Annotated in this window: 19 protein-coding genes and 1 tRNA gene; 9 read left to right on the forward strand and 11 right to left on the reverse strand. The window is 67.3% G+C overall.

Features of this window, described 5'->3' with window-relative positions; all coding sequences use genetic code 11:
- Positions 1 to 76: 76 nt before the first annotated feature.
- Entirely contained in the window at positions 77 to 991 is a 915-nt protein-coding gene (locus AC1RVW_RS12995) for a LysR substrate-binding domain-containing protein (RefSeq protein ID WP_285413360.1), read from the forward strand.
- On the opposite strand, the gene AC1RVW_RS13000 is transcribed toward AC1RVW_RS12995, so the two are convergent.
- The gene (locus AC1RVW_RS13000; RefSeq protein ID WP_493200327.1) at positions 980 to 1,585 is read right to left on the reverse strand and encodes a 2-hydroxychromene-2-carboxylate isomerase; all 606 of its coding nucleotides are present in this window, start codon (positions 1,583 to 1,585) and stop codon (positions 980 to 982) included. The genes AC1RVW_RS12995 and AC1RVW_RS13000 overlap by 12 nt on opposite strands.
- Complete coding sequence (locus AC1RVW_RS13005; RefSeq protein ID WP_493200329.1) at positions 1,582 to 2,430, reverse strand: CmcJ/NvfI family oxidoreductase; 849 nt, start codon at positions 2,428 to 2,430, stop codon at positions 1,582 to 1,584. Before AC1RVW_RS13005 ends, AC1RVW_RS13000 begins: the two co-directional genes overlap by 4 nt.
- 174 nt (positions 2,431 to 2,604) lie before the next feature.
- Between AC1RVW_RS13005 and imuA the strand changes: the two genes are divergently transcribed.
- The 4 genes from imuA to AC1RVW_RS13025 all read left to right on the forward strand — a co-directional run bounded on the left by imuA (position 2,605) and on the right by AC1RVW_RS13025 (position 9,082).
- The gene (imuA, locus tag AC1RVW_RS13010) at positions 2,605 to 3,414 is read left to right on the forward strand and encodes a translesion DNA synthesis-associated protein ImuA (RefSeq protein ID WP_106934890.1); all 810 of its coding nucleotides are present in this window, start codon (positions 2,605 to 2,607) and stop codon (positions 3,412 to 3,414) included.
- Positions 3,383 to 4,735: a Y-family DNA polymerase gene (locus tag AC1RVW_RS13015; RefSeq protein ID WP_493200331.1), complete on the forward strand. Its 1,353-nt coding sequence runs from the start codon at positions 3,383 to 3,385 to the stop codon at positions 4,733 to 4,735. The genes imuA and AC1RVW_RS13015 overlap by 32 nt, the downstream gene beginning before the upstream one ends.
- Positions 4,728 to 8,081 (forward strand): error-prone DNA polymerase, encoded by a 3,354-nt coding sequence (locus AC1RVW_RS13020; protein WP_493200333.1) that lies wholly within the window; start codon positions 4,728 to 4,730, stop codon positions 8,079 to 8,081. The genes AC1RVW_RS13015 and AC1RVW_RS13020 overlap by 8 nt, the downstream gene beginning before the upstream one ends.
- 71 nt (positions 8,082 to 8,152) lie before the next feature.
- Positions 8,153 to 9,082 carry a hypothetical protein gene (locus AC1RVW_RS13025; RefSeq protein WP_493200335.1) on the forward strand — a complete coding sequence of 310 codons (930 nt, stop codon included), beginning with the start codon at positions 8,153 to 8,155 and terminating at the stop codon, positions 9,080 to 9,082.
- 16 nt (positions 9,083 to 9,098) lie between these two features.
- Here the strand turns inward: AC1RVW_RS13025 and AC1RVW_RS13030 are convergent, their stop codons facing one another.
- The 4 genes from AC1RVW_RS13030 to AC1RVW_RS13045 form a co-directional block, all read right to left on the reverse strand.
- A complete protein-coding gene (locus tag AC1RVW_RS13030; RefSeq protein WP_493200337.1) occupies positions 9,099 to 10,136 on the reverse strand; it encodes a phosphotransferase in 1,038 nt (345 codons plus the stop codon).
- A gap of 33 nt (positions 10,137 to 10,169) precedes the next feature.
- A complete protein-coding gene (locus AC1RVW_RS13035) occupies positions 10,170 to 10,688 on the reverse strand; it encodes a 2'-5' RNA ligase family protein (protein ID WP_493200339.1) in 519 nt (172 codons plus the stop codon).
- Between the two features lie 10 nt (positions 10,689 to 10,698).
- Complete coding sequence (locus AC1RVW_RS13040) at positions 10,699 to 10,920, reverse strand: hypothetical protein (RefSeq protein ID WP_081266774.1); 222 nt, start codon at positions 10,918 to 10,920, stop codon at positions 10,699 to 10,701.
- A gap of 78 nt (positions 10,921 to 10,998) precedes the next feature.
- Positions 10,999 to 12,270 (reverse strand): SGNH/GDSL hydrolase family protein, encoded by a 1,272-nt coding sequence (locus tag AC1RVW_RS13045; protein ID WP_493200341.1) that lies wholly within the window; start codon positions 12,268 to 12,270, stop codon positions 10,999 to 11,001.
- A 112-nt stretch (positions 12,271 to 12,382) separates the two neighbouring features.
- On the opposite strand from AC1RVW_RS13045, the gene AC1RVW_RS13050 reads away from it, so the two are divergent.
- Positions 12,383 to 13,291, forward strand: a complete 909-nt coding sequence (locus AC1RVW_RS13050; RefSeq protein WP_493200343.1) for a LysR family transcriptional regulator — start codon at positions 12,383 to 12,385, stop codon at positions 13,289 to 13,291.
- Positions 13,292 to 13,296: 5 nt separating this feature from the next.
- Here AC1RVW_RS13050 and AC1RVW_RS13055 read toward each other — a convergent pair whose 3' ends face one another.
- The 3 genes from AC1RVW_RS13055 to AC1RVW_RS13065 form a co-directional block, all read right to left on the reverse strand.
- The gene (locus tag AC1RVW_RS13055) at positions 13,297 to 13,719 is read right to left on the reverse strand and encodes a hypothetical protein (protein ID WP_493200345.1); all 423 of its coding nucleotides are present in this window, start codon (positions 13,717 to 13,719) and stop codon (positions 13,297 to 13,299) included.
- 120 nt (positions 13,720 to 13,839) lie between these two features.
- Positions 13,840 to 15,387 (reverse strand): amidase, encoded by a 1,548-nt coding sequence (locus AC1RVW_RS13060; RefSeq protein WP_493200347.1) that lies wholly within the window; start codon positions 15,385 to 15,387, stop codon positions 13,840 to 13,842.
- Between the two features lie 10 nt (positions 15,388 to 15,397).
- The gene (locus tag AC1RVW_RS13065; RefSeq protein WP_493200349.1) at positions 15,398 to 16,393 is read right to left on the reverse strand and encodes a Bug family tripartite tricarboxylate transporter substrate binding protein; all 996 of its coding nucleotides are present in this window, start codon (positions 16,391 to 16,393) and stop codon (positions 15,398 to 15,400) included.
- A gap of 124 nt (positions 16,394 to 16,517) precedes the next feature.
- On the opposite strand from AC1RVW_RS13065, the gene AC1RVW_RS13070 reads away from it, so the two are divergent.
- Positions 16,518 to 17,429 carry a LysR family transcriptional regulator gene (locus AC1RVW_RS13070; protein WP_106934881.1) on the forward strand — a complete coding sequence of 304 codons (912 nt, stop codon included), beginning with the start codon at positions 16,518 to 16,520 and terminating at the stop codon, positions 17,427 to 17,429.
- 26 nt (positions 17,430 to 17,455) lie between these two features.
- Here the strand turns inward: AC1RVW_RS13070 and AC1RVW_RS13075 are convergent.
- A tRNA-Gly gene (locus AC1RVW_RS13075) sits at positions 17,456 to 17,529 on the reverse strand.
- A 60-nt stretch (positions 17,530 to 17,589) separates the two neighbouring features.
- Complete coding sequence (locus AC1RVW_RS13080; protein WP_493200351.1) at positions 17,590 to 18,069, reverse strand: DUF4188 domain-containing protein; 480 nt, start codon at positions 18,067 to 18,069, stop codon at positions 17,590 to 17,592.
- 91 nt (positions 18,070 to 18,160) lie between these two features.
- Here AC1RVW_RS13080 and AC1RVW_RS13085 point away from each other — a divergent pair, with 91 nt between their 5' ends.
- Together AC1RVW_RS13085 and AC1RVW_RS13090 are read left to right on the forward strand one after the other, a co-directional pair.
- Positions 18,161 to 18,562, forward strand: coding sequence for a hypothetical protein (locus AC1RVW_RS13085; protein WP_493200353.1), 402 nt, complete (start codon positions 18,161 to 18,163; stop codon positions 18,560 to 18,562).
- Between the two features lie 94 nt (positions 18,563 to 18,656).
- The gene (locus AC1RVW_RS13090; RefSeq protein WP_493200355.1) at positions 18,657 to 19,358 is read left to right on the forward strand and encodes a Crp/Fnr family transcriptional regulator; all 702 of its coding nucleotides are present in this window, start codon (positions 18,657 to 18,659) and stop codon (positions 19,356 to 19,358) included.
- Positions 19,359 to 19,363: the final 5 nt, after the last annotated feature.

A 19,363-nucleotide genomic window follows, 5' to 3' on the forward strand; every position in this document is an offset into this window, starting at 1 on the left:
CGGCGGAAGGCGCCGCACGCAAGCTTGCGGCCTGTGCTCCAATCCGGCTTTTCGCCGCCTCACATTCATCATGGGAATGCCACTCTCGCTGCTTCGCATGCCTTCGCTGGACCTGGTGCGGGGCTTCGTGGCGGTAGGCCGGCGCATGAGCATCTCGCTCGCGGCGCAAGACCTCTGCCTCACGCAGTCGGCGGTGAGCAAGCAGGTGCATGCGCTGGAAACGCTGCTCGGCGTGAAGCTGCTGGTGCGCGGCCACCGCTCGATCGCCTTCACGGCCGAAGGCGAGCGGCTCTTTCGCAGCGCCGACGGCGCGGTGCAGCAACTGCAGGACGTGATGGGCGGCATCCGCCAGTCCGGCGAGCAGCGCCCCGTGACGCTGAGCGCGAGCATCGGCATGACGGGGCTGTGGCTGCTGCCGCGGCTGGGCAATGTGCAGAAGCTGCATCCGGGCGTCGACGTGCGCGTGTCGTCCAACAACCGCCTGGCCGACATGCGCAACGACGGCATCGACCTTGCCATTCGCTACACGACGCCCGTGCTTGCGCCGGCCGGGGCGGTGCGGCTCTTCGGGGAAACCGTGGCGCCGGTGGCGCACCCTTCGCTCGGGCTGGCGTCGCTGGCGTCGGCGCAGGCGCTGTCGCAGCTTTGCCTGCTGGCCTTCGACGATCCGCAGCACCCGTGGCTGCAATGGAGCGACTGGCTCGCGGCGGTGGGCTGGGCCGATGCGAAGCCGCGCGCCGTGCTCCATTTCAACCAGTACGACCAGTTGATCCAGGCGGCGCTGGCCGGCCAGGGCGTGGCGCTGGGGCGGCTGGAACTGATCCAGCCGTTGCTCGACGACCGGCGGCTGGTGCGCGTGGCCGCACCCGCGCCGGCGCAGCCTTCAGGCCATGCCTACTGGCTGATCCACGCCGACGAGGCACCGCGCGAAGACGTGCGCCACGTGGCCGAATGGCTGATGGACGAGGCGCGGCAGTCGTCAGGGCACTGAGGGCATCGCCTTGCAACATGCGATCGCCTCGTCGAGGCGGTCGTTGCCCCAGAACATCTCGCTGCCGGCAAAGAAGGTCGGTGCGCCGAAGATGCCTTTGTCCGCGGCCGTCTCGGTCTGGCGCCGCAGCCGCAGCTTGTTGGCGTCGCACAGCGCTTCTTCAAGGATGCGGTGCGCCGGCAGACCCAGTCCGGCGAGCAGGTCGCGCATGGCCTGCGGCGAATCGATGTCGCGGTCTTCGGCGAAGTTCATCGTCATCGTGCGGCGGCAGAACTCGCCCATCCACGGCTGCGCGGCACCCACCAGCGCAATGCGCAGCGGCAGCACGGCCGGGCGCGGAAAGCGCGTCGGCTGCCGCCACGGCAGGCCATGCTTGCGGCACTGGCGGGCCATGTCCTTCCACGTGTAGTCGCCTTTCTCCTTCTGCAAAACGAAGGGCGACGTCTCCCAGCCGAAAGATCGGAAGATCGGCCCCAGCAGGAAGGGCTGCCAGCGGATGCCGATGCCGTGCGCGGCCGCCTCCTGCTCCACGCGCATCACGCTGAGGTAGCTGTAGTTGCTGCCGAAGTCGAACCAGAAGTCGAGCGTGTTCATTCGAACACCACTAGGCAGCGGGCCTCGATGCTCTCGCGCAGCGGCGCGTCGGCGGGCGCCTCGGGGTGGTCGAAGGCGGCATGCGGCGTGTAGCGAGAGACGCCGCTGAGCTGCGAGTCGTACTGCTTGAACACCAGCGCCTCGTGCCGGTCCATCGCGGAAAAATAAGACCAGCGGTGCGAGGGCGAATGCGTCGCGAGGTAGATCTCGCCGGTGCGGCGCGGATAGCGCACTTCGGCGTCGACCAGGTCCCGGGCCATCACCGAGCGGGCATCGCACACGGCGAGCGGCGTGTCGAGCACCGGCCCCCTTATCGAACGCCAGACATTGACGATGCAATAGCGCCGCACGGCCGCGGCTTCCTCGGGGTCGGGCAGCACCAGGGACAGCCGGCGACGGCCAGATTCCTCGGTGTAGTCGTTGTGGATGCGGCCGTTGGCGGCGGCCCGGCCGTCGGTCGCGCGGCGGCCGAAGCTCAGGGCGGCGCGGTCGGCTTCGCGCCTGCGCACCAGGTGGTCGAAGACATGGGCACGCGAGCCGCCCGTGACGGCCAGTGCCAGTTCGGCCACCTCGCGGTGGTAGATGGCCGTGACCTCCGCGTCGTCGAGGAAGTCGCGCACGGCCGTGGGCGCGTCGCGCAGCACGAAGCCTTCGCGCTCGATGTCGGGTGGCGCCGCGGCTGCGCGCGCATCCGCGATGGGCATGGGGCGCAGTTCGTAGCTGCCGCTTTCCCAGGGCGTGTCGGGCGGCGGCTGGAAGGTGTAGCTGACGGGGCGCAGGGCGGACGGCTGGAGGTAGTTCAGGCCTGCGGTGACGGCTGTGACGGCTGTGCTGGGGGTGGTCATGCGGTGCTCCTGTTGGACGGCTCCATTGGAGCGAAGCGGCAGCCCCGGCTCAAACGACTTCTGGGCGCCTTCGCATGAACACCGGGAATATGAAAATCCCCGTGACGAAGAAAAACAGCTTTTTTCCCGCAGCCCATGGAATACTGTATAAAAATACAGTTAACAGTCTTCGCCATGGGCCTTCCTTTCCTCGATTCCTTTTCCGCTGCCGCGGGCCGCGGCGTCTGGCATGCCGACGAACTCGGCCTGGCCGACGCCCAGGTCGTCGCGACCGGCCATGCCGCGCTCGACGCGGAGTTGCCGGGCGGCGGATGGCCGGTCGGCGCGATGACGGAACTGCTGCAGGCCGCGCCCGAAGCCCATGTCTGGCGGCTGCTGCTGCCGGCGCTGGCGCAGGCGGTGCAGGCGCGCGGCGGGCCGGTGGTGCTGGTCGGCCCGCCCTTCGAGCCCTGCGGGCCGTCGCTCGCGGCGCAGGGGCTGCCGGTGGAAGCGCTGATGTGGGTGCGCAGCGAGGCACCGGCCGCGCGGCTGTGGGCCTGCGAGCAGGCGCTGCGCTGCGCCGACGTGGCGGCCGTGGTGGCGTGGCTGCCGCAGGCGCGGGTGGCCGAACTGCGGCGGCTGCAACTGGCGGCGGCGCAGCATGAACTGCTGCTGTTCGTGTGCCGGCCCGACTCGGTCGCGTTGTCGGCTTCGCCCGCGCGGCTGCGCCTTCGCACCGACCGCTGCGAGGCCGATGCTTCGCAGATCGCGCTGCACATCCTCAAGCGCCGCGGGCCGCCGCTGGCCTCGCCGGTCATGCTGCCTGCGCGCAACGAGCGCATGGCCGCGCTGCTGGCCGCCGCCCGGGTGCGCCGCAAGCTGCGGCTGCAGCAGCAAGGCACCGTGGTGGAAGCCGGCGAGACGGCAACCTCCGCCAAGGTGGTGCGCATCGACGCGTGGAAAGGAGGCCCAGGTGCACTGGATCGCCTTGCGGTGGCTACTTGACGACGCCGGCACGCCCGAGGGCCCGGTCCTGCCCACGCCCGAGGCTATCGGCTGGTGGGCGCTGCGCTACACGCCCCACGTCGCCTGGCAGGACGAAGCGCTGATGCTCGAGGTCTCGGCCTGTGAACGCCTCTGGGGCGGCCGGCTGCAGCTGATGCGCCTGCTGCTGGCCGACAACCCCGCGCCCGACGCGCGCATGCTGGGTACGCAGGGCGCCACCAGCCTCATCGCGCTGGCGCGGCTGCGGCTGTTCACGCGCGAAGAGAAGCGGCCGCAAGACGTGCCCGCCGGCCTGCCGCTCGACACCCTGAGCGCGGCGCGCGCGCACCTCGACCTGCTCGCGCGCCTCGGTTGCCGCACCTGGGGCGACGTGGCTGCGCTGCCGCGCGGCGGGCTCACGCGGCGCTTCGGTGCCGAGCTGCGCGATGCGCTCGATGCCGCCTGGGGCCTGCGCCCCGAAAGCCATGCCTGGCTCACGCTGCCCGACGTGTTCGAGCAGAAGCTCGAACTGCCCGCGCTGGCCGAAACCGCGCCCGAACTCATGTGGTCGGCCAACCGGCTGCTGGCCTCGCTGCAGCTGTGGCTGCGTGCCCGCCAGCGCGGCGCGCGCGCGCTCGAGCTGCAATGGACGCTCGACCTCAAGCGCTTCAACGGCGTGAACCTGCCGCCGCACCAGCAGGTCACCGTGCGCACGGCCGAGCCCACGCAGGACATGGCGCACCTGCGCCGGCTGATGTCCGAAAAACTCGCGCTCACCACGCTCTCGGCGCCCGCGAGCTGGCTGCGGCTGCGCACGCTGGAGACCGATCCGTGGGCCGGCGCCAGCACCAGCTTCCTGCCCGAGGACAACCGCAAGGGCGACAGGCTGCACGAGATGGTCGAGCGCCTCAGCGTGCGGCTCGGCCCGTCGCAGGTGCTGGTGCCCTCGGCACAGGCCGACCACCGGCCGGAGCGCAAGCAGGCGTGGCGGCCCGCGCTGCACAAGGACAAAGCCCCGCCCGACAAGGCGCGCAGGCAGGCGCAGGCCGCCGCCTCGCAGCCCGATGCCATCTATCCGCCGTGGCTGCTGCCCGAGCCGCTGCGGCTCGAGATGGACGGCGAGCGCCCGTGCTATCGCGGCACGCTGAGCAGGCTGGTCGGGCCGCAACGCGTAGAGGCAGGCTGGTGGGGCGACAAGGAAGAGGGCGGCCAGCCCGCCATGCGCGACTACTACGTCGCGGAAAGCCCCGAAGCCGGGCTGGTGTGGATCTTTCGCGAGCGGCCCGCTGCGCGCTTTTCTTCGGGCGAGGTGCGCTGGTACCTGCAGGGGTTCTATGCCTGAGCTGAGCGACAAGCAGGAAAGCAGGCGCCAGCCCGCCAAGGTGCATGCGCTGCCGGTGCCGCTGCGCAAGCCGCCCGCGTTCACGCTGCCCGACTACGCGGAGCTGCACTGCCTGACCAACTTCAGCTTCCAGCGCGGCGCATCCACGCCCGAGGAGATGGTGGAGCGGGCCTATCAGCTCGGCTACACGGCGCTGGCGATCACCGACGAGTGCTCGGTGGCCGGCATCGTGCGGGCGCATGTGGGCTTGCGCGACCTGCCCGCGAAGCTCGAAGAATACGAGCGCGAAAACCCCGACGAGCCGAAGATCCCGCGCAACCCGGCTTTCCGCCTGCTGTTCGGCAGCGAGTTCCAGTTCGAGCGCTTCAGGCTCGTGGTGATCGCCAATGACACCGAAGGCTGGGGCAACCTGTGCGAGTTCATCACCGCAGCACGCAACACCGAGCTGCCCAAGGGGGAGTACCGCGTGAGCTGGGAGGAGAGCGACGTGGCCTCCCTGCAGCGCTGCCAGATCCTTTTCGTGCCGGACCGCAACCCGGGCGGCGCCATGGACACGGCCACGCTGCATGAAGACCTGATGGCCGCCAGGGCGCTGTACGGCGAGAACCTCTGGCTGGCCGTGGAGCTGTTCAGCGAACTCGATGACGACCTCTGGCTGGTCACGCTGATGGAAGCGGGCGGGCAAGCCGGCGTGCCGCTGCTGGCGGCCGGCGACGTGCATATGCATGCGCGCTCATGCAAGCCGATGCACGACGTGTTGACGGCCGTGCGAGAGGGCAAGACGGTGGCCGAATGCGGGTTTGCGCTGCAGTCGAATGCCGAGCGGCATCTGCGGCCGCGCATGCGGCTGGCCGAGATTCATCTGCGGCAGATGCTCGACAACACGCTGGTGGTGGCCGAACGGTGCAAGTTCGATCCGGATGTGATCAGGGAGAACTACAAGTACCCGCTCGAGACCCTGGGCACCAATGAAACGCCAGCGCAGACGCTGGTGCGCAAGACATGGGAAGGCGCGCGCGGGCGCTACCCCGACGGCATTCCCGACAAGGTGCAAAAGCAGGTGCAGAAAGAGCTCGACATCATCATCGAGCTCAAATACGAGATGTTCTTCCTCACGGTGGAGAACATCGTCGGCTTCGCCAGGTCGCAGAAGATCCTTTGCCAGGGGCGCGGCTCCTCGGCCAACTCCGCCGTCTGCTTCTGCCTGGGCATCACCGCCATCGATCCGGACAAGGGCACGCTGCTGTTCGAGCGTTTCCTCAGCCGCGAGCGCCATGAGCCACCCGACATCGACGTCGACTTCGAGCATCAGCGGCGCGAAGAAGTCATCCAGTACATCTACGAAAAATACGGACGGCATCGCGCCGCCATCGCCGCCGTGGTCATCTGCTACCGCTCGCGCAGCGCATTGCGCGACGTGGGCAAGGCCATCGGCATCGACGAACGGCTGATCGACGAATTCGCGAAGGACCACTACTGGTTCGACGACACCGTGCGAGGCGAACAGCTGCTGCAGGCTGCCGCGCGTGCAGGCGTGGAAGAAGACGAACTCAAGCTGGTCCAGTGGATCGAGCTCACGCAGAAGCTCAAGGGATTTCCGCGCCACCTGAGCCAGCACGTGGGCGGCTTCGTGCTCACACACACCAAGCTCACGCGGCTGGTACCGGTCGAGAAGGCGTCGATGAAAAACCGCTCCGTCATCCAGTGGGAGAAGGACGACCTCGAAGCGATGGGCATGCTCAAGGTCGACGTGCTGGCGCTCGGCATGCTCAGCGCCATTCGCCGCGGGCTCGAGCACATGAACCGCTGGCGGGGCTCGACGGTGGAGATGCACCAGATACCGAACGACGACCAGAAAGTGTTCGACATGATCTGCGACGCCGACACCATCGGCGTGTTCCAGATCGAGAGCCGGGCGCAGATGTCGATGCTGCCGCGCCTGAAGCCGCGCAGCTATGAAGACCTGGTGATCGAGGTGGCGATCGTGCGGCCGGGGCCCATACAGGGCGGGATGGTGCATCCGTACCTCAAGCAGCGGGAGCGGGTGCGCAAGGGCTTGGCGATTCACTACGAGAAAGAGGAACTGCGCGAGGCACTGGAGCGAACGCTGGGCATCCCGATCTTCCAGGAACAGGTGATGCAGATCGCCATGATCGCGGCCAGGTTCACGGCGGATGAAGCCGATCAGTTGCGGCGAGCCATGGCCGCATGGAAGCGCAAGGGCGGCCTCGGCAAGTTCCACGACAAGCTCGTGCGCGGCATGGTCGACAACGGCTACAAGGAAGCCTTTGCCGAAGCCATCTTCAAGCAGGTCATGGGCTTCGGCGACTACGGCTTCCCCGAAAGCCACGCCGCCAGCTTCGCACTGCTCGTCACGGTGAGCAGCTGGCTCAAGCACTACGAGCCCGCCTGCTTCCTGGCCGCGCTGCTCGACTCGCAGCCGATGGGCTTCTACAGCCCCTCTCAGCTGGTGCAGGACGCACGCCGCCATGGCGTCGAGGTGCGCCCGGTCGATGTGACGAGAAGCGACTTCGACACCACGCTCGAAGCGCGGGACCCGGATGCACCGCGTCCTTGCGGCATCGATGAACGCTATGCCGACCGCCTCGGCAACGAGAACCAGCCCGCGGTGCGACTGGGCCTGAACCGCATTGCCAGCCTCAGCGCGGGCGGCGCCGAGCGCCTGCTGCAGGCCCGCGCCGCGGCACTCTTCACCAGCACCGAAGACCTCGCCTTGCGCGCCGAACTCGACGGCAAGGACATGGCCGCATTGGCCGCGGCCGATGCGCTGATGTCCCTCTCCGGCCACCGCCGCCAGCAGGTGTGGGACGCCACGGCGCAACGCCGGGCGCCGGCCCTGCTGCGAGGCGTGCCCATCAACGAGCAGGCGCTGCTGCTGCCGGCCGCGTCCGAGGGCGAGGAGATCGTCGGCGACTACGCGTCGCTCAGGCTCACGCTGCGCCGCCATCCGCTCGCGCTGCTGCGCCCGCGGCTGGCGCGCATGAAGCTCATGAGCGCGGCCGAGCTGCGTTCGGTGCCCAACGGCCAGACTGCGCGCGCCTGCGGCATCGTCAAGGGCCGGCAGCGGCCGCAGACGGCCAACGGCACCATCTTCGTCACGCTGGAGGACGAGACCGGCAACGTCAACGTGATCGTCTGGAGCCATGTCATCGAGGCCTGGCGCGAGCCGCTGCTCAAGTCGCACCTGCTCGCGGTGCAGGGCACGTGGCAGCGCGACGATGAAACCGGCGGCAAGGTGCAGCACCTCGTGGCCACCGGCTTCAAGGACCTGACGCCGCTCATGGGCCGGCTCGCGCAGAGCAACACCAGCCGCGACTTCCATTGACGGATCGATCGATGCAACCGATCGTTCCATGCCTCGCGTTCCGAAAGACTTTTCGCTAACCTGCCAGAGCCATGCCCGAACTCGTCCTTGACCCCGTCGTCGCCACGCCCATCGGTCCGCCGCCGCCCGCACCCGACGTGCCGGTGCCCATGCCGCCGCCACCGCCATCCGTGCCACCGCCGGAGGGCGATCCGCCGCCGGTGGTTCCGCCGGTCACCGACCCCGGTTTTCCGCCGCCGGTGGTCGAGCCGCCGCCGATGCAGACCGCCTCCTGCGAAGCTGTCGAGGTGCCTTTCGGCAAGCTGCACGCACGGCGCCTGCGCGAAATCTACCGCTCCGCCGGCTGGCCCTGCTGCGACGGCATCGAGGTCGAATTGCTGGCGGGCGGCTTTCTCGAGCGCGTGCGCAGCATGCACGGCCACGAGACGCTGCGCGTGACCGACGCCGGCATTGCGCGCATCGCGACCACGCTCACCATCAACCGCGCGGCCCTGTCGCCGCACGAGGCGCTGGTCGAGCGCGTGGCGCGCGAGATGACGCGCGGCGGCCGTATCGCATGGCGCGGCCTCGGGCTGCGCGCACGGCTGCCGCCGCTGGAAGACGGCGGCAAGCCGCGCTGGTGCATCGCGCGGCCCGATGTGTTCTCGATCCGCAATACCAGCGTCGAGGCTTATGCACATCCCATCGTGCACGAGGTGAAGGTGAGCCGCGCCGATCTGCTGGGAGACCTGCGCAAGCCCGACAAGCGCGCGGCGTACCTCGACCTGGGCGGCGAGTGCTGGTACGTGCTGGGCAACGACGCGAAGGGCCGCTGCATCGCCAAGCCCGAAGAGGTGCCGGCCGAATGCGGCGTGATGGTGCTCGAAGGCGAACGGCTCGTGGTGGCACGTGCGGCCGTGCATCGCAGCTTCGAGCGCATTCCGTTCGGGGTGTGGCTGGCGCTGGCCAAGGCGAAGCCCATTGCCGGCTTCGAGGAAGACGCGCAGGATCTGCTGATCTGACGCGCCGGTGACCGTGTCAGGTCACGGCGTCGTAGCTCTGGTGGGCGATGGCCACCGCGCCGTTCGGCACGAACAGGCTCTGCATGCGGCGCATGCCTTCTTCGCGCCCTTCCGCGCTGGCGTTGGCGATGGCGTTGGCCCTTGCGCTGTCGAGTATCCGGTCGCAGAGTTCGAGTACGTCCCTGGTGATGCGCTCGTAGCGGTAGTAGGCCAGCGCGACCGCGTCGATGTCCGACGGGCCGTAGCCTTCGTAGAACAGCGCTTGCTGCCGAGGCTGGTTCCACGCGTTGCCGACGCCGCCGCCGATGAACATCAGGTCGCGCTCCTTGGGCGCGAGGATGGGCGCGTGCCATCCGACGATGGACACCCGGTCGCCTTCGCCCACGATGACGTTGCCCGCGTGGATGTCAGCGTGGCACGGCACGAGCTGCGGTGGGCGTTCCAGCAGGATGGACGCCAGTTGCTCGCTGCGGTAGACGACGGTGTCGATCTCTTCGGCGTGCTCTTCCCAGAAGGCGAGGAAGCGCTGGACGATGCCGTCGCCAGCAGTGCCGTTGATGAAGCGGCGCTGATAGCGGCGCACGCCTTCGCGCCACTGGTGCGCGTAGCTTTCCTTGGGGAGCTTGGCCAGCAGGGCTTCGGGGAGTTGGGTGCGGTGGATGGCGCCGAGCGCCTGGCCGAGTGCGATCCACTGCCGGTCCGACAAGGTGCGGTCGAAGCCGCTCTGTCCGTCGAAGAATGGGTAGAGCGTCCAGTCGAAGCCGTGGCCCTGGGTGCTCAGCGTGCCGTCCGTGGCGGGCATGGGGGCCATCACGGCGTCGATGCCCTTGTCGTGATGAAGAAAGGCGCAGAGGGCGAGAGCGGCAGGAGGATCGATGGCGCCCTGTTGCAGCTTCAGGAAATACCGCGTCTCGTCATCCGCAATGACGCGAAAGGCAGCGGATGTGGCGCTTGCTCCCGCAGGAAAAAGTTCGGCCTGGGCAACGCGGAGCCGGTAGGCCTGCGCGAGGTGCTGGGCGATGGTCTCGTGCGAGATGTCTGAGGGTGTCGGCATAAGGCCACTGTAGTGCCTTGCGAATGCCTCGTCTCAATGCAGAGGATATGAGTCCAGCAGCTCGTGGCGGAACGAGCGAGTGAAGTGCGAGCGGACCAGGCGGAATTCATGGGCGAACCAGTGAATAGGCTCGAGGGGCATGGGGGCGGCGGCATGCTCTGAATTGCGTGCGATCGTGATGTGTGGCGTCCACCGGCCTGACAGCAACAAGGAAAAGCCCGAGCGCCGCAGCGCAAGGCTGATGTCGTATTGGAGGCGCCGCAATCCCTCGTGCGCGGAGGGCCGCACCACCGAGACGTCGTTGGGCCATGTGCATGAGCTGTCGAGCTTGATGTTCAGCGGCCGCGTGGGAACTTCGGCGAGTGCGGCACGCAGTCGCAGCTCGGCTTTGCCCTGCTGATCCTCGAGGGATTGAAGCGTCAGGTGCAGGCGCTCTTCAGGCGGAAACGAGCAATCTCTTGGCCACCACCAATCCTGGCGGTGTGCCTGGATTTCAGCTTGCACGTCTGCGGTGGGGAAAAGTCCGATGAGGAGCCTTGTGCCTTCGGTCATTGTCGATCCTTCAGGAAACTGACGGCCACCAGCTCTCGGCCGTCGTGCGGATGACGCGCGCCGCCTGGACGCGAACGTCGTCCTTGTCATGGATGTCGTACTGGCCCTGTTCGCGGGCCACCTTGAAGGGCCAGGTGGAGACCCGGCCCTTGCGTGAGCGGGGCTGCAACGGATGCAACCTCGAGAAGAAAAGAGCCTGCGCGGAGGGCGCGGGCGGGTTGGCGGTGGTCATCGGCGTCGCCTCGATGTTGTTCTTGGAGACGACGAATTTTAGAGAAATACTGTATTTATGTACAGTATATTTGCGAACTCACGGCGCCCTGCCCAGCAGGGCCTTCAGGTCGATGGCGGCGGCCATCGCCTTGTAGCCGGCGTCGCCCGGATGCAGGTGGTCGCCCGAGTCCATGGTCGCCTTCAGGCGCGATGGATTGGCCGGGTCGCGCAGCAGTGCGTCGAAGTCAACCACCGCGTCGAACGCGCCGCCTTCGCGGATCCAGCGGTTCACGGCCTGGCGCACCTTGTCTTTTTCGGGTGAGTAGTGGCCCGCGAGCGGCGTGCCTTGCAAGGCGCCTTCATTGGGCGGGATGGTTCCGGCCACGATGCGCACGTTGTGGGCACGGGCCATCTCTATCAGTTGCCTGAAGCCCTGGATCAATTCTTCCGCGCGCATCGCGGGCTCGTCGGGCGCGAACGGACCGCCGGGCCAGCCGATGTCGTTGGTGCCCAGCAGCACGACCATGGCCCGCACGCCCGGCTGCGCGAACACGTCGCGGCCCGCGCGTTCCAGGCCGGCGCGGCCCATGCCGTCCTTCAGCAGCCGGCCGCCGGAGATGCCGGCGTTCAGCACGGCGACGCCACGGTTTGCCAGCCGCTCGGCCAATGCATCGGGCCATCGGGTGTTGGCGCCGGCGGTGGAGCCGTTGCCGTCGGTCAGCGAATCGCCGAGGGTGACGACGGTGACCGGGGGCCTGGGCGTTTCCACGATCAGGCCGCTGACGTAGACGCGGGTGCTCCACTGGCTCGCGTTGGCCGGCATGCGCGGGGCGCCGGTCAGGTCGCCGTCTGCCACGTAGGCGATCTGGCGGGCATCGAAATGAAAGCCTGCGGGCTGGCTGGGGCGCGGCAGGTAGAGCGACACCGCAACCTCGCCGAGTGCGGGCAAAACGATGTCGACCGGATCGCTGACGAGCCGGGCACCGGGCGGTAGGGTCACCTCGGCCTGGCCGCCGAATCGCAGTTGCCGGTCTGTGCCTTCGACGATCCCGGAGCCCTCTGCATGGCGTGCCACGCGAGCCGCGCCGATGTGCAGCGGCGACGTGCCGCCTTCATTGCTGATCACCACGCGCAGCCGCGTGCCGCCGATGCTCAGGCGCGCCACCTGGCGCACGGTCTGCCGGTTGAACTGGAACGGCAGGCCCGGGGGCAGCACGAAGTCGCCGCTCCAGATGGGCTGCGTGCTGGCGACCCAGCTGGGGCTCCAGTAGGCGGTTGCGGGTTCGGCCGCGGACGCGGAGACCGCGGCGGCGAGTGAAAGCGCCAGGGCGCCGTGGCGGATGAGCGACGTGAATGCAGAGGGTGTCATTTGCATGTCCTTGGATGAAAAGCGAATCGATGACACGACTTTCATTCATGCAGATACGGATGGGTAGAAGGCAGAATGGCATCCAGCCCATTCCATATTCGAATACATCTCCATGGACACCTTGCGCGCCATCGAAGCCTTCGTGCACAGCGTCGAACTGGGCAGCCTGTCGGGCGCCGCGCGTGCGCTGGACACCACGCAGCCCACCGTCAGCAAGCTCGTCGCGGGGCTCGAGCGCTCGCTCGGCGTGCGGCTGTTGCGGCGCACCGCCGCGGGCCTGAGCCTGACGGAGGAGGGCCAGCGCTTTCACGAGCGCTCGCGGCGCGTGCTCGAAGACTACGGCGATGCGGTGGCCGATGCGCGCGAAGGCATCCAGCAACCGCGCGGCCTGCTGCGCGTGAGCGCGCCGGTGACGCTGGGCCAGCGGCATCTCAATGCGATGGTGCTGGAGTTCCTGGCGCTGTACCCCGACATCGAGCTTGAGCTGGTGCTCGACGACAGATTCGTCGATCCGCTGGAGGAACGCGTCGACGTGTCGCTGCGGGTCGGAGGCAAGCTGCCGCCCGATCTCGTTGCCCGGCATCTCGGCACATGGCCGCGCGTGCTGGTTGCGTCGCCCGACTACATCGCCGCGCGCGGCAAACCGCGCAAGCCGCAGGATCTGCTGGCGCACGACTACCTGCGCTATGCGGGCGGAGACGACGGCGTGCTGCTGCAGGGGCCGAACGGGCCGGAGGCGGTGCCGGTGCGCAGCCGCTATCGCGTCAACAACGCCGTGGCGCTGCTCGACAGCGTGCTCGGCGGCGCAGGCATTTCATTGCAGCCGACGTGGATGGTGGCGGACCTGCTGGCGCAAGGCCGGCTGGTGCGGGTGCTCGGCCGGCACACAGGGCCGGCGCAGGAGCTTCACCTGCTGTATGCGCCGCGCCGCCATCTGCCGCTGCGGGTGCGCGTGATGGTGGAATTCCTGGACGAGCGGGTGTCGCGCTTGCCTGGAGCCTTGTCGCCCCGGCAAGGCTGACGCCGTCAGTCGATGCGGATTTCGAAATACGCCTCGTCGGTTTCGCCCAGATCGCGAAAGCCCGCGGTTCGCGCGGCGTCGTAGGCCTTTGCCCAGCGCTTGGCCATTGCGATTTCTGCCTTCGAGAGTTCGCTTTCGCTCGACTCGCTGGCATTTTGAAAGGCGCGCAGCGTGGGAATGACATCGTTGCCCAGCTGCCGGTCGATTTCGCGGCGGAAGCGCTGCTCGGCCACTCTTGCGGCGTCTGCCGATGGCAGTGCGTAGTCCGCCAGCCGCACTGTGTAGGCGTCTGGTGGCGAGGCATCGGCTTCTTCAACCGCTGCTTCGACCTCCACGAAGTGGAGCGGGGGTTCGAATTCGGGCAACGATGCGGCAGGCATGGGTGCTGGCGTGGTTGCGCGGGGAAAGAACAGTTCAGCTTGGTTCATCGTCCTGGTGTGCTTGGGGCAATTGACCGGGATTGGGAATTTCAGAACTCCCGTGAAATACTGTTTGAATATACAGTATTTTGATGTGCAAGCAAACCGGCCGATACCCGCCGGTGAGGCTCAGACAGCCGATATCGCGGCTGTCTCCATGAGGCCGCGGTCGAAGACGGGCGGTGTCGTGACGATCGATGTCAACGCGGGCTCCGCCACTCGCAGCGCGGCCAGGTCGGGGCGCGGCCTGCGCAGCTGCGCATCGCGAGCGAACGCCGCCTCCATGGCATGCGCCGCACCCAGCACCTGGTGGTCCATCCTGAATCCGCCCACGACCTGCAGCCCGAAGGGCATGCCTGCGTGGTCGACGCCGCAAGGCAGCGAGATCGCCGGGTGCGTCGTGAGCGTGACCACGTAGGTCAGCGCCAGCCAGCGGTAGTAGTTGGCTTGCTTCTCGCCGTTGATGGTGTCGGCGTACGGCTGCGTCCAGGGGAAGGGCGAGACCGGGGTGGTCGGCGACAGCACGAGGTCGTAATCGGCGAAGGTCGCCTGGAAGCGCTTGAGAAGGCGGGTCTGCTCGGCCTGCGCCCAGGCGCTGTCGAGCAGGCTCATCTGCGCGCCCATTTCGTAGTTCGCTCGCGAGTGCGGGCCCAGGCTGTTGGGGTCGCGCTCGTAGGCTGCCTGCATGCCCGCCACGAAAGCCTCCGCGCGCAGCACGTCGAAGCAGCGATGCGCCTCGCCCATGTCGAACTCGACCTTGTCGCAGCGCCGGAACAGGTGCCGCATGGCCTCGATCTTGCGGCGGAAAGTGGCGCGGATGCGGTCGTCCACCGCGCAGGTGCCGAAGTCTTCGGTCCATGCCACGCGCAGGTTGGCCAGGTCGACCGGAGCCGGTTTGAGAAAGGACAACGGATCCAGCGGATGGCTGAGCGGGTCGCCCGCGTGCATGCCGGCGGATGCGGCCAGCTGCAGGCAGGCATCTTCGACGGTGCGGCCCATGGGGCCGACGACCGAAATCGGGGTCCAGCCCAGCGGCTTGCGCACGCTCGGCACGATGCCCGGCGAAGGCCGGAAGCCCACCACGCCGCACTTGGCTGCGGGAATGCGCAGCGAGCCGCCGGTGTCGGAGCCGGTGCACACGGGCAGCATGTCACAGGCCAGCGCCGCCGCCGACCCGCCCGAAGAGCCGCCCGCATTCAGGTTCGGGTTGAAGGGGTTGCCGGTGGCGCCCCACACTTCGTTGCGCGAGTTGGCACCCGCGCCCATCTCGGGCACGTTGGTCTTGCCGGTCACGATGGCGCCCGCGCGGCGCAGGCGGGCCACCAGTTCGATGTCTTCTGCAGGTACGTGATCGCGATAGATGGCGGAGCCCCAGGTCGTGAGCAGGCCCTGCGTGGGCTCGAGGTCTTTCACGCCCAGCGGCAGCCCGTGCAGCAGTCCTAGCGGGTCGCCGCGCATGACCGCGTTTTCCGCGCCTTTGGCTTCCGCGCGCGCGCGTTCGAAGCAGGTGGCGGTCACCGCGTTGACGAAGGGGTTCACGCGTTCGATTCGCGCGATGCATGCTTCCAGCAGTTCGACCGGCGAGATCTCCTTGCTGCCGATGAGGCGGCGCAATTCGACGGCGGATTGCTCGACGAGCTCGGCGGGGGGGGGCGATGTGTTCGGTGTTGCGTTCATCGGTCGCTCTTCAATCGGCCGTGATGCTCGCGCGCGCAGCCACGGCTCGCATCACCGGCAGTTCGCGGTTGATGAGTTCGCTGGCCGCGGCAGCATTGCTGTAAGACGGCTCCAGCCCCTGGCCCAGCAGCTTGGCGCGCGTGTCGGGGTCGGCAATGGTCGCCGCAAGGGCCTTCTCGAGCTTGGCCTTCACATCGGCGGGCAGTCCCTTCGGCGCCGCCAGCATCAGCCAGGCGTCGATGTCTATGTCGGCATAGCCGCTCTCGGCCATGGTCGGCACGTCGGGAAGCAAGACGGAGCGCTTGGCCGTGGTCAGCGCAATTGCCTTGATCTTGCCGCTCTTGAGTTGCGGTATGGCTGCGCTCACAGTGTCGATGCTGAAGGGAATCTGCCCGCCCATCAGGTCGGTCATGGCCGGAGCGCTGCCCTTGTAGGGCACGTGCGTCATCTTCAGGCCGGCCGCGTGCAGGATGCTTTCGCCGGCGAACTGCGAGGTGGTGCCGGTGCCGAAGGAGCCGTACGAATATTTGCCGGGCGACGCCTTCACGTAGTCGACGAACTGCTTCACCGTCTGCACCGGCACGTCGCTGTTGGCCAGCAGGATCAGGGCGATGCGCCCGGCGATGCCGATCGGGTCGAAGCTCTTGACGGGGTCATAGGGCAGGTTGGCGCGGATGGCGGGGTTGACGGTGAACGTGGAGCCCGAACTGACCAGCAGCGTGTAGCCGTCGGGCGCCGCCTTCGAGACGTAGCTTGCGCCGATCACCGTGCCGGCGCCTGCGCGGTTCTCGATGACGACAGGCTGCCCGAGTTCCTTGCCGAGCCGCTGCGCGATCACGCGGCCGTTGACGTCCGTCGCGCCCCCGGGCGGGAAGGGAATCACGAGCGTGATCGGACGCGAGGGGAAGGCCGTCTCGGCGGCGGGCGCGGTCAGCGGCACCGCGGCAAGGCTGAATCCGTACAGCAAGGCGAGGGCCGCGCGGGCCATGAGCGGAAGACGCTTCATCGGAGCTCCTGATGGTTCGAGAGAGTGCGAAACAGAGTCATCCTAGGAGTCGGCAGTCGATGCAACAAGCGCAATGTTTAGAATCTTTAGTTGCCGAATCGGCAATCGAGAACCGGAGAATTCCATGTCACTTCGTGCCTTGCAGGAGACCGCGGTCCGCTATTTCCTCGAGGTCGTGAAGACCGGCTCGGTGAAGGAAGCGGCTCTCAAGCTCAACGTCGCGCCTTCGGCGGTGAGCCGGCAGGTGGCGCGCCTGGAGCGCGAACTCGACACGCTGCTGTTCGACCGCCACGCGCGAGGCATGGTGCCCAATGCCGCCGGCGAACTGCTCGCGGCGCATGCCAAGCGGGCGCAGCAGGACATCGAGCGAGTCGCGAACGACATCGCCGGCTTGCGCGGCCTGCGCAGCGGACATGTGCGCGTGGCGAGCACCGAAGGCTTCGCCTTCGACTTCATTCCGACCCTGATCGCCCGCTTCCGGCGCAAGCACGAGGGCGTGCGCTTTCACTTGCAGGTCTGCTCTCCGGCGGACATTTCCAGGCATGTGCGCGACGGCGAAGCCGATGTCGGCATCACCTTGAGCGCCGTGCCCGAGCCCGGCATCGAGATCGAGCTGCGGCACCCCAGCCCCATCCTGGCCGTGATGGGCAAGGACCATCCGCTGGCGTCGCAGCGGCAGTTGTCGCTGCGCCAGGTGGTGGCGTACCCGCTGGGCTTGCCGCAGGAAGACAGTTCGATACGGCGCCTGCTCGACGCCAGCTGCAGCCGGCAGGGGCTTAGCTATGTGCAGGCCATGTCCAGCAACCACGCGAGCGCGCTGCTGAGCTTTGTGGCGACGGGTGGAGACAGCATCGCCTTCTACGGCGCGCTGTCGATGCGCTCGCTGCTGCAGAGCAAGGCGCTGGTCGTCATTCCGCTAAAGGACCGCGAGATGAACGAGCGTCATCTGGAAATAGAGACCATGGCGGGCCGCTCGCTGCCCGATGCGGGAAAAGCCTTCGTGCGCTTTCTGGTCGACGCGGTGAAGGCTACGTGATGCGGTCGGGGAAGAGGAAAGGGGAGTGGAGCGGGTGAAGGGAATCGAACCCTCGTATGAAGCTTGGGAAGCTGCCGTTCTGCCATTGAACTACACCCGCATCAAGCAGCGGATTCTACAGAGGAAAAGCAGAGCCCTTCCCCCGCGACGAGATCGTGGTTCACTTCTGCGTCTTCGTCGCCCTCAATCGCGCAGCCGCAGACCGATTGGCTTCCACGACGCCCTGCGTCGTTCCGGCCCGTCCGAGCCCGAACGCCGGCATGTTGACGTAGATGTTCTCGTAGGTTCCCGGCGCTACCGCGTAGGTCTCGTGCCAGATGCCCACGGAGCCATCCGTGCCGATCGCCTTGTTGAAGGCCTTCCATGCGGGAAGATGTTCGGCTTCCTTGTCTTTCGCGTAGGCGAGCAGCTGCTCCATGGAGCGCCAGTACTGGACCTGGATGATCGTCCGCGAGAACCACATTTCGGCATGCAGGAGGCCGCGCTCCGGCTGGCGACCGAGCTCCTTGAGCATGCGCGGCATGGCGCTGGCGACAGGCAGCCACTTGTGGACTTTCCATGGCTGGTTGATGCGCATGCCGATGAGGAACACGACGAAGTCGCCTTCCAGTTCGGCGGTCAGGCGTTCTCGATGAATCATGGGTTAGGGCATCCTGTTTGGAGACGGTGAAGTCTATGGATGGACTGTGTCAGTCCACCGCCTCGGCGGCCACCTCAATGCGACGGAATGCATGTTCGAGGTGCCAAGTGCGCCTGGTGCGGATCGAATCGCAATCCCGGATCAGGCCTTGTTTTTCATGGGCTATGCTGCGCGGCGCAACGCAATTTTTAGCTTGGAAATCAATCAATCAATGGAAGACGTGAAGATCCTGCAGATCATGCCCGCCGAAGGCTGGGTTGCCGTGTATGACGGAGGCGACGACGGCGAGATGGAAGAGCCCCTGGCGTGCTTCGCGCTGGTCCAGGTCGACTACAAGAATGGTGACGGCCCGCAGACCGAAGTCCGCGGCATGGCGCCTGACGAGAAGCTCATGGCATTCGTGGAAGATGCCGAGAATTTCGTGACGATTCGACGTGCCGAAGAGAGCGAAGACGACGACGAAGAGGAAGACGAGTCCGAAACCGAGGACTGAGTGTCCGGGCCGGGGGTTATAGCGCGTATCGCAATGCGCCCAACACCCAATCTGCGGGATTGCTGGGAGGGTACCGACGGCTCACCATCGCTGCATGTACCTTCACCCTCTCACGGCGAACTTGCCGGCCGCGGAGCGCGAGGCGCTCATCAATTGCAGCGAGCTTCGCCACTACAAGCGCAACGACACTTTGCTGAATGCGGGTGAGTCGACCGATCAGATCTGTTGCGTGGCAAGCGGGCTGCTGCGTGTCGTCACGCCATCGCGCGATCAAGGCACAGAAGTGACGACCGAGTTCGTCGCACGCAACGATTTCTTCTTCGACCTGTCGATCCGCGAAGACCGCTACCAGTCGATGCATACCCTCGTTGCCGCGCTGCCGTCGGCGGTCTATTTCGTGCCCATAGCCGTCATGCGCGGCCTGTGTTCCAGGCATCCCGAGGTCGCACTGGGCCTGCTGGGCCTCGCGATGAAGCGAATGAGCATGCTGCGCGCCCAGATGCGCCGCATCTCGTCTCTGCCGCCCGAGGCGGTGGTGCATCGCGTGCTGCACCAGTTGGCCGACCTGGCCCCGTCGAGCGCAGGCGGGTTCGACAAGCGCATTTCGCAGTCGGTGATCGCGTCGTACGCGGGCCTTTCGCGGGAGGTGGTCAACAAGACCATGCGCGGCATGGAGAACCGTGGCCTCATGCGTCGCGACGATGAGGCGGTTTACCTGACCGATGGAATGGCGACGACAGATTTCGGCACGTTGCGCGACATCGCCCCACCGCCTCGGACTTTCAGCGCGGCCTGACGTCT

The sequence above is a fragment of the Variovorax sp. MPBD4-3 genome (assembly GCF_058809745.1).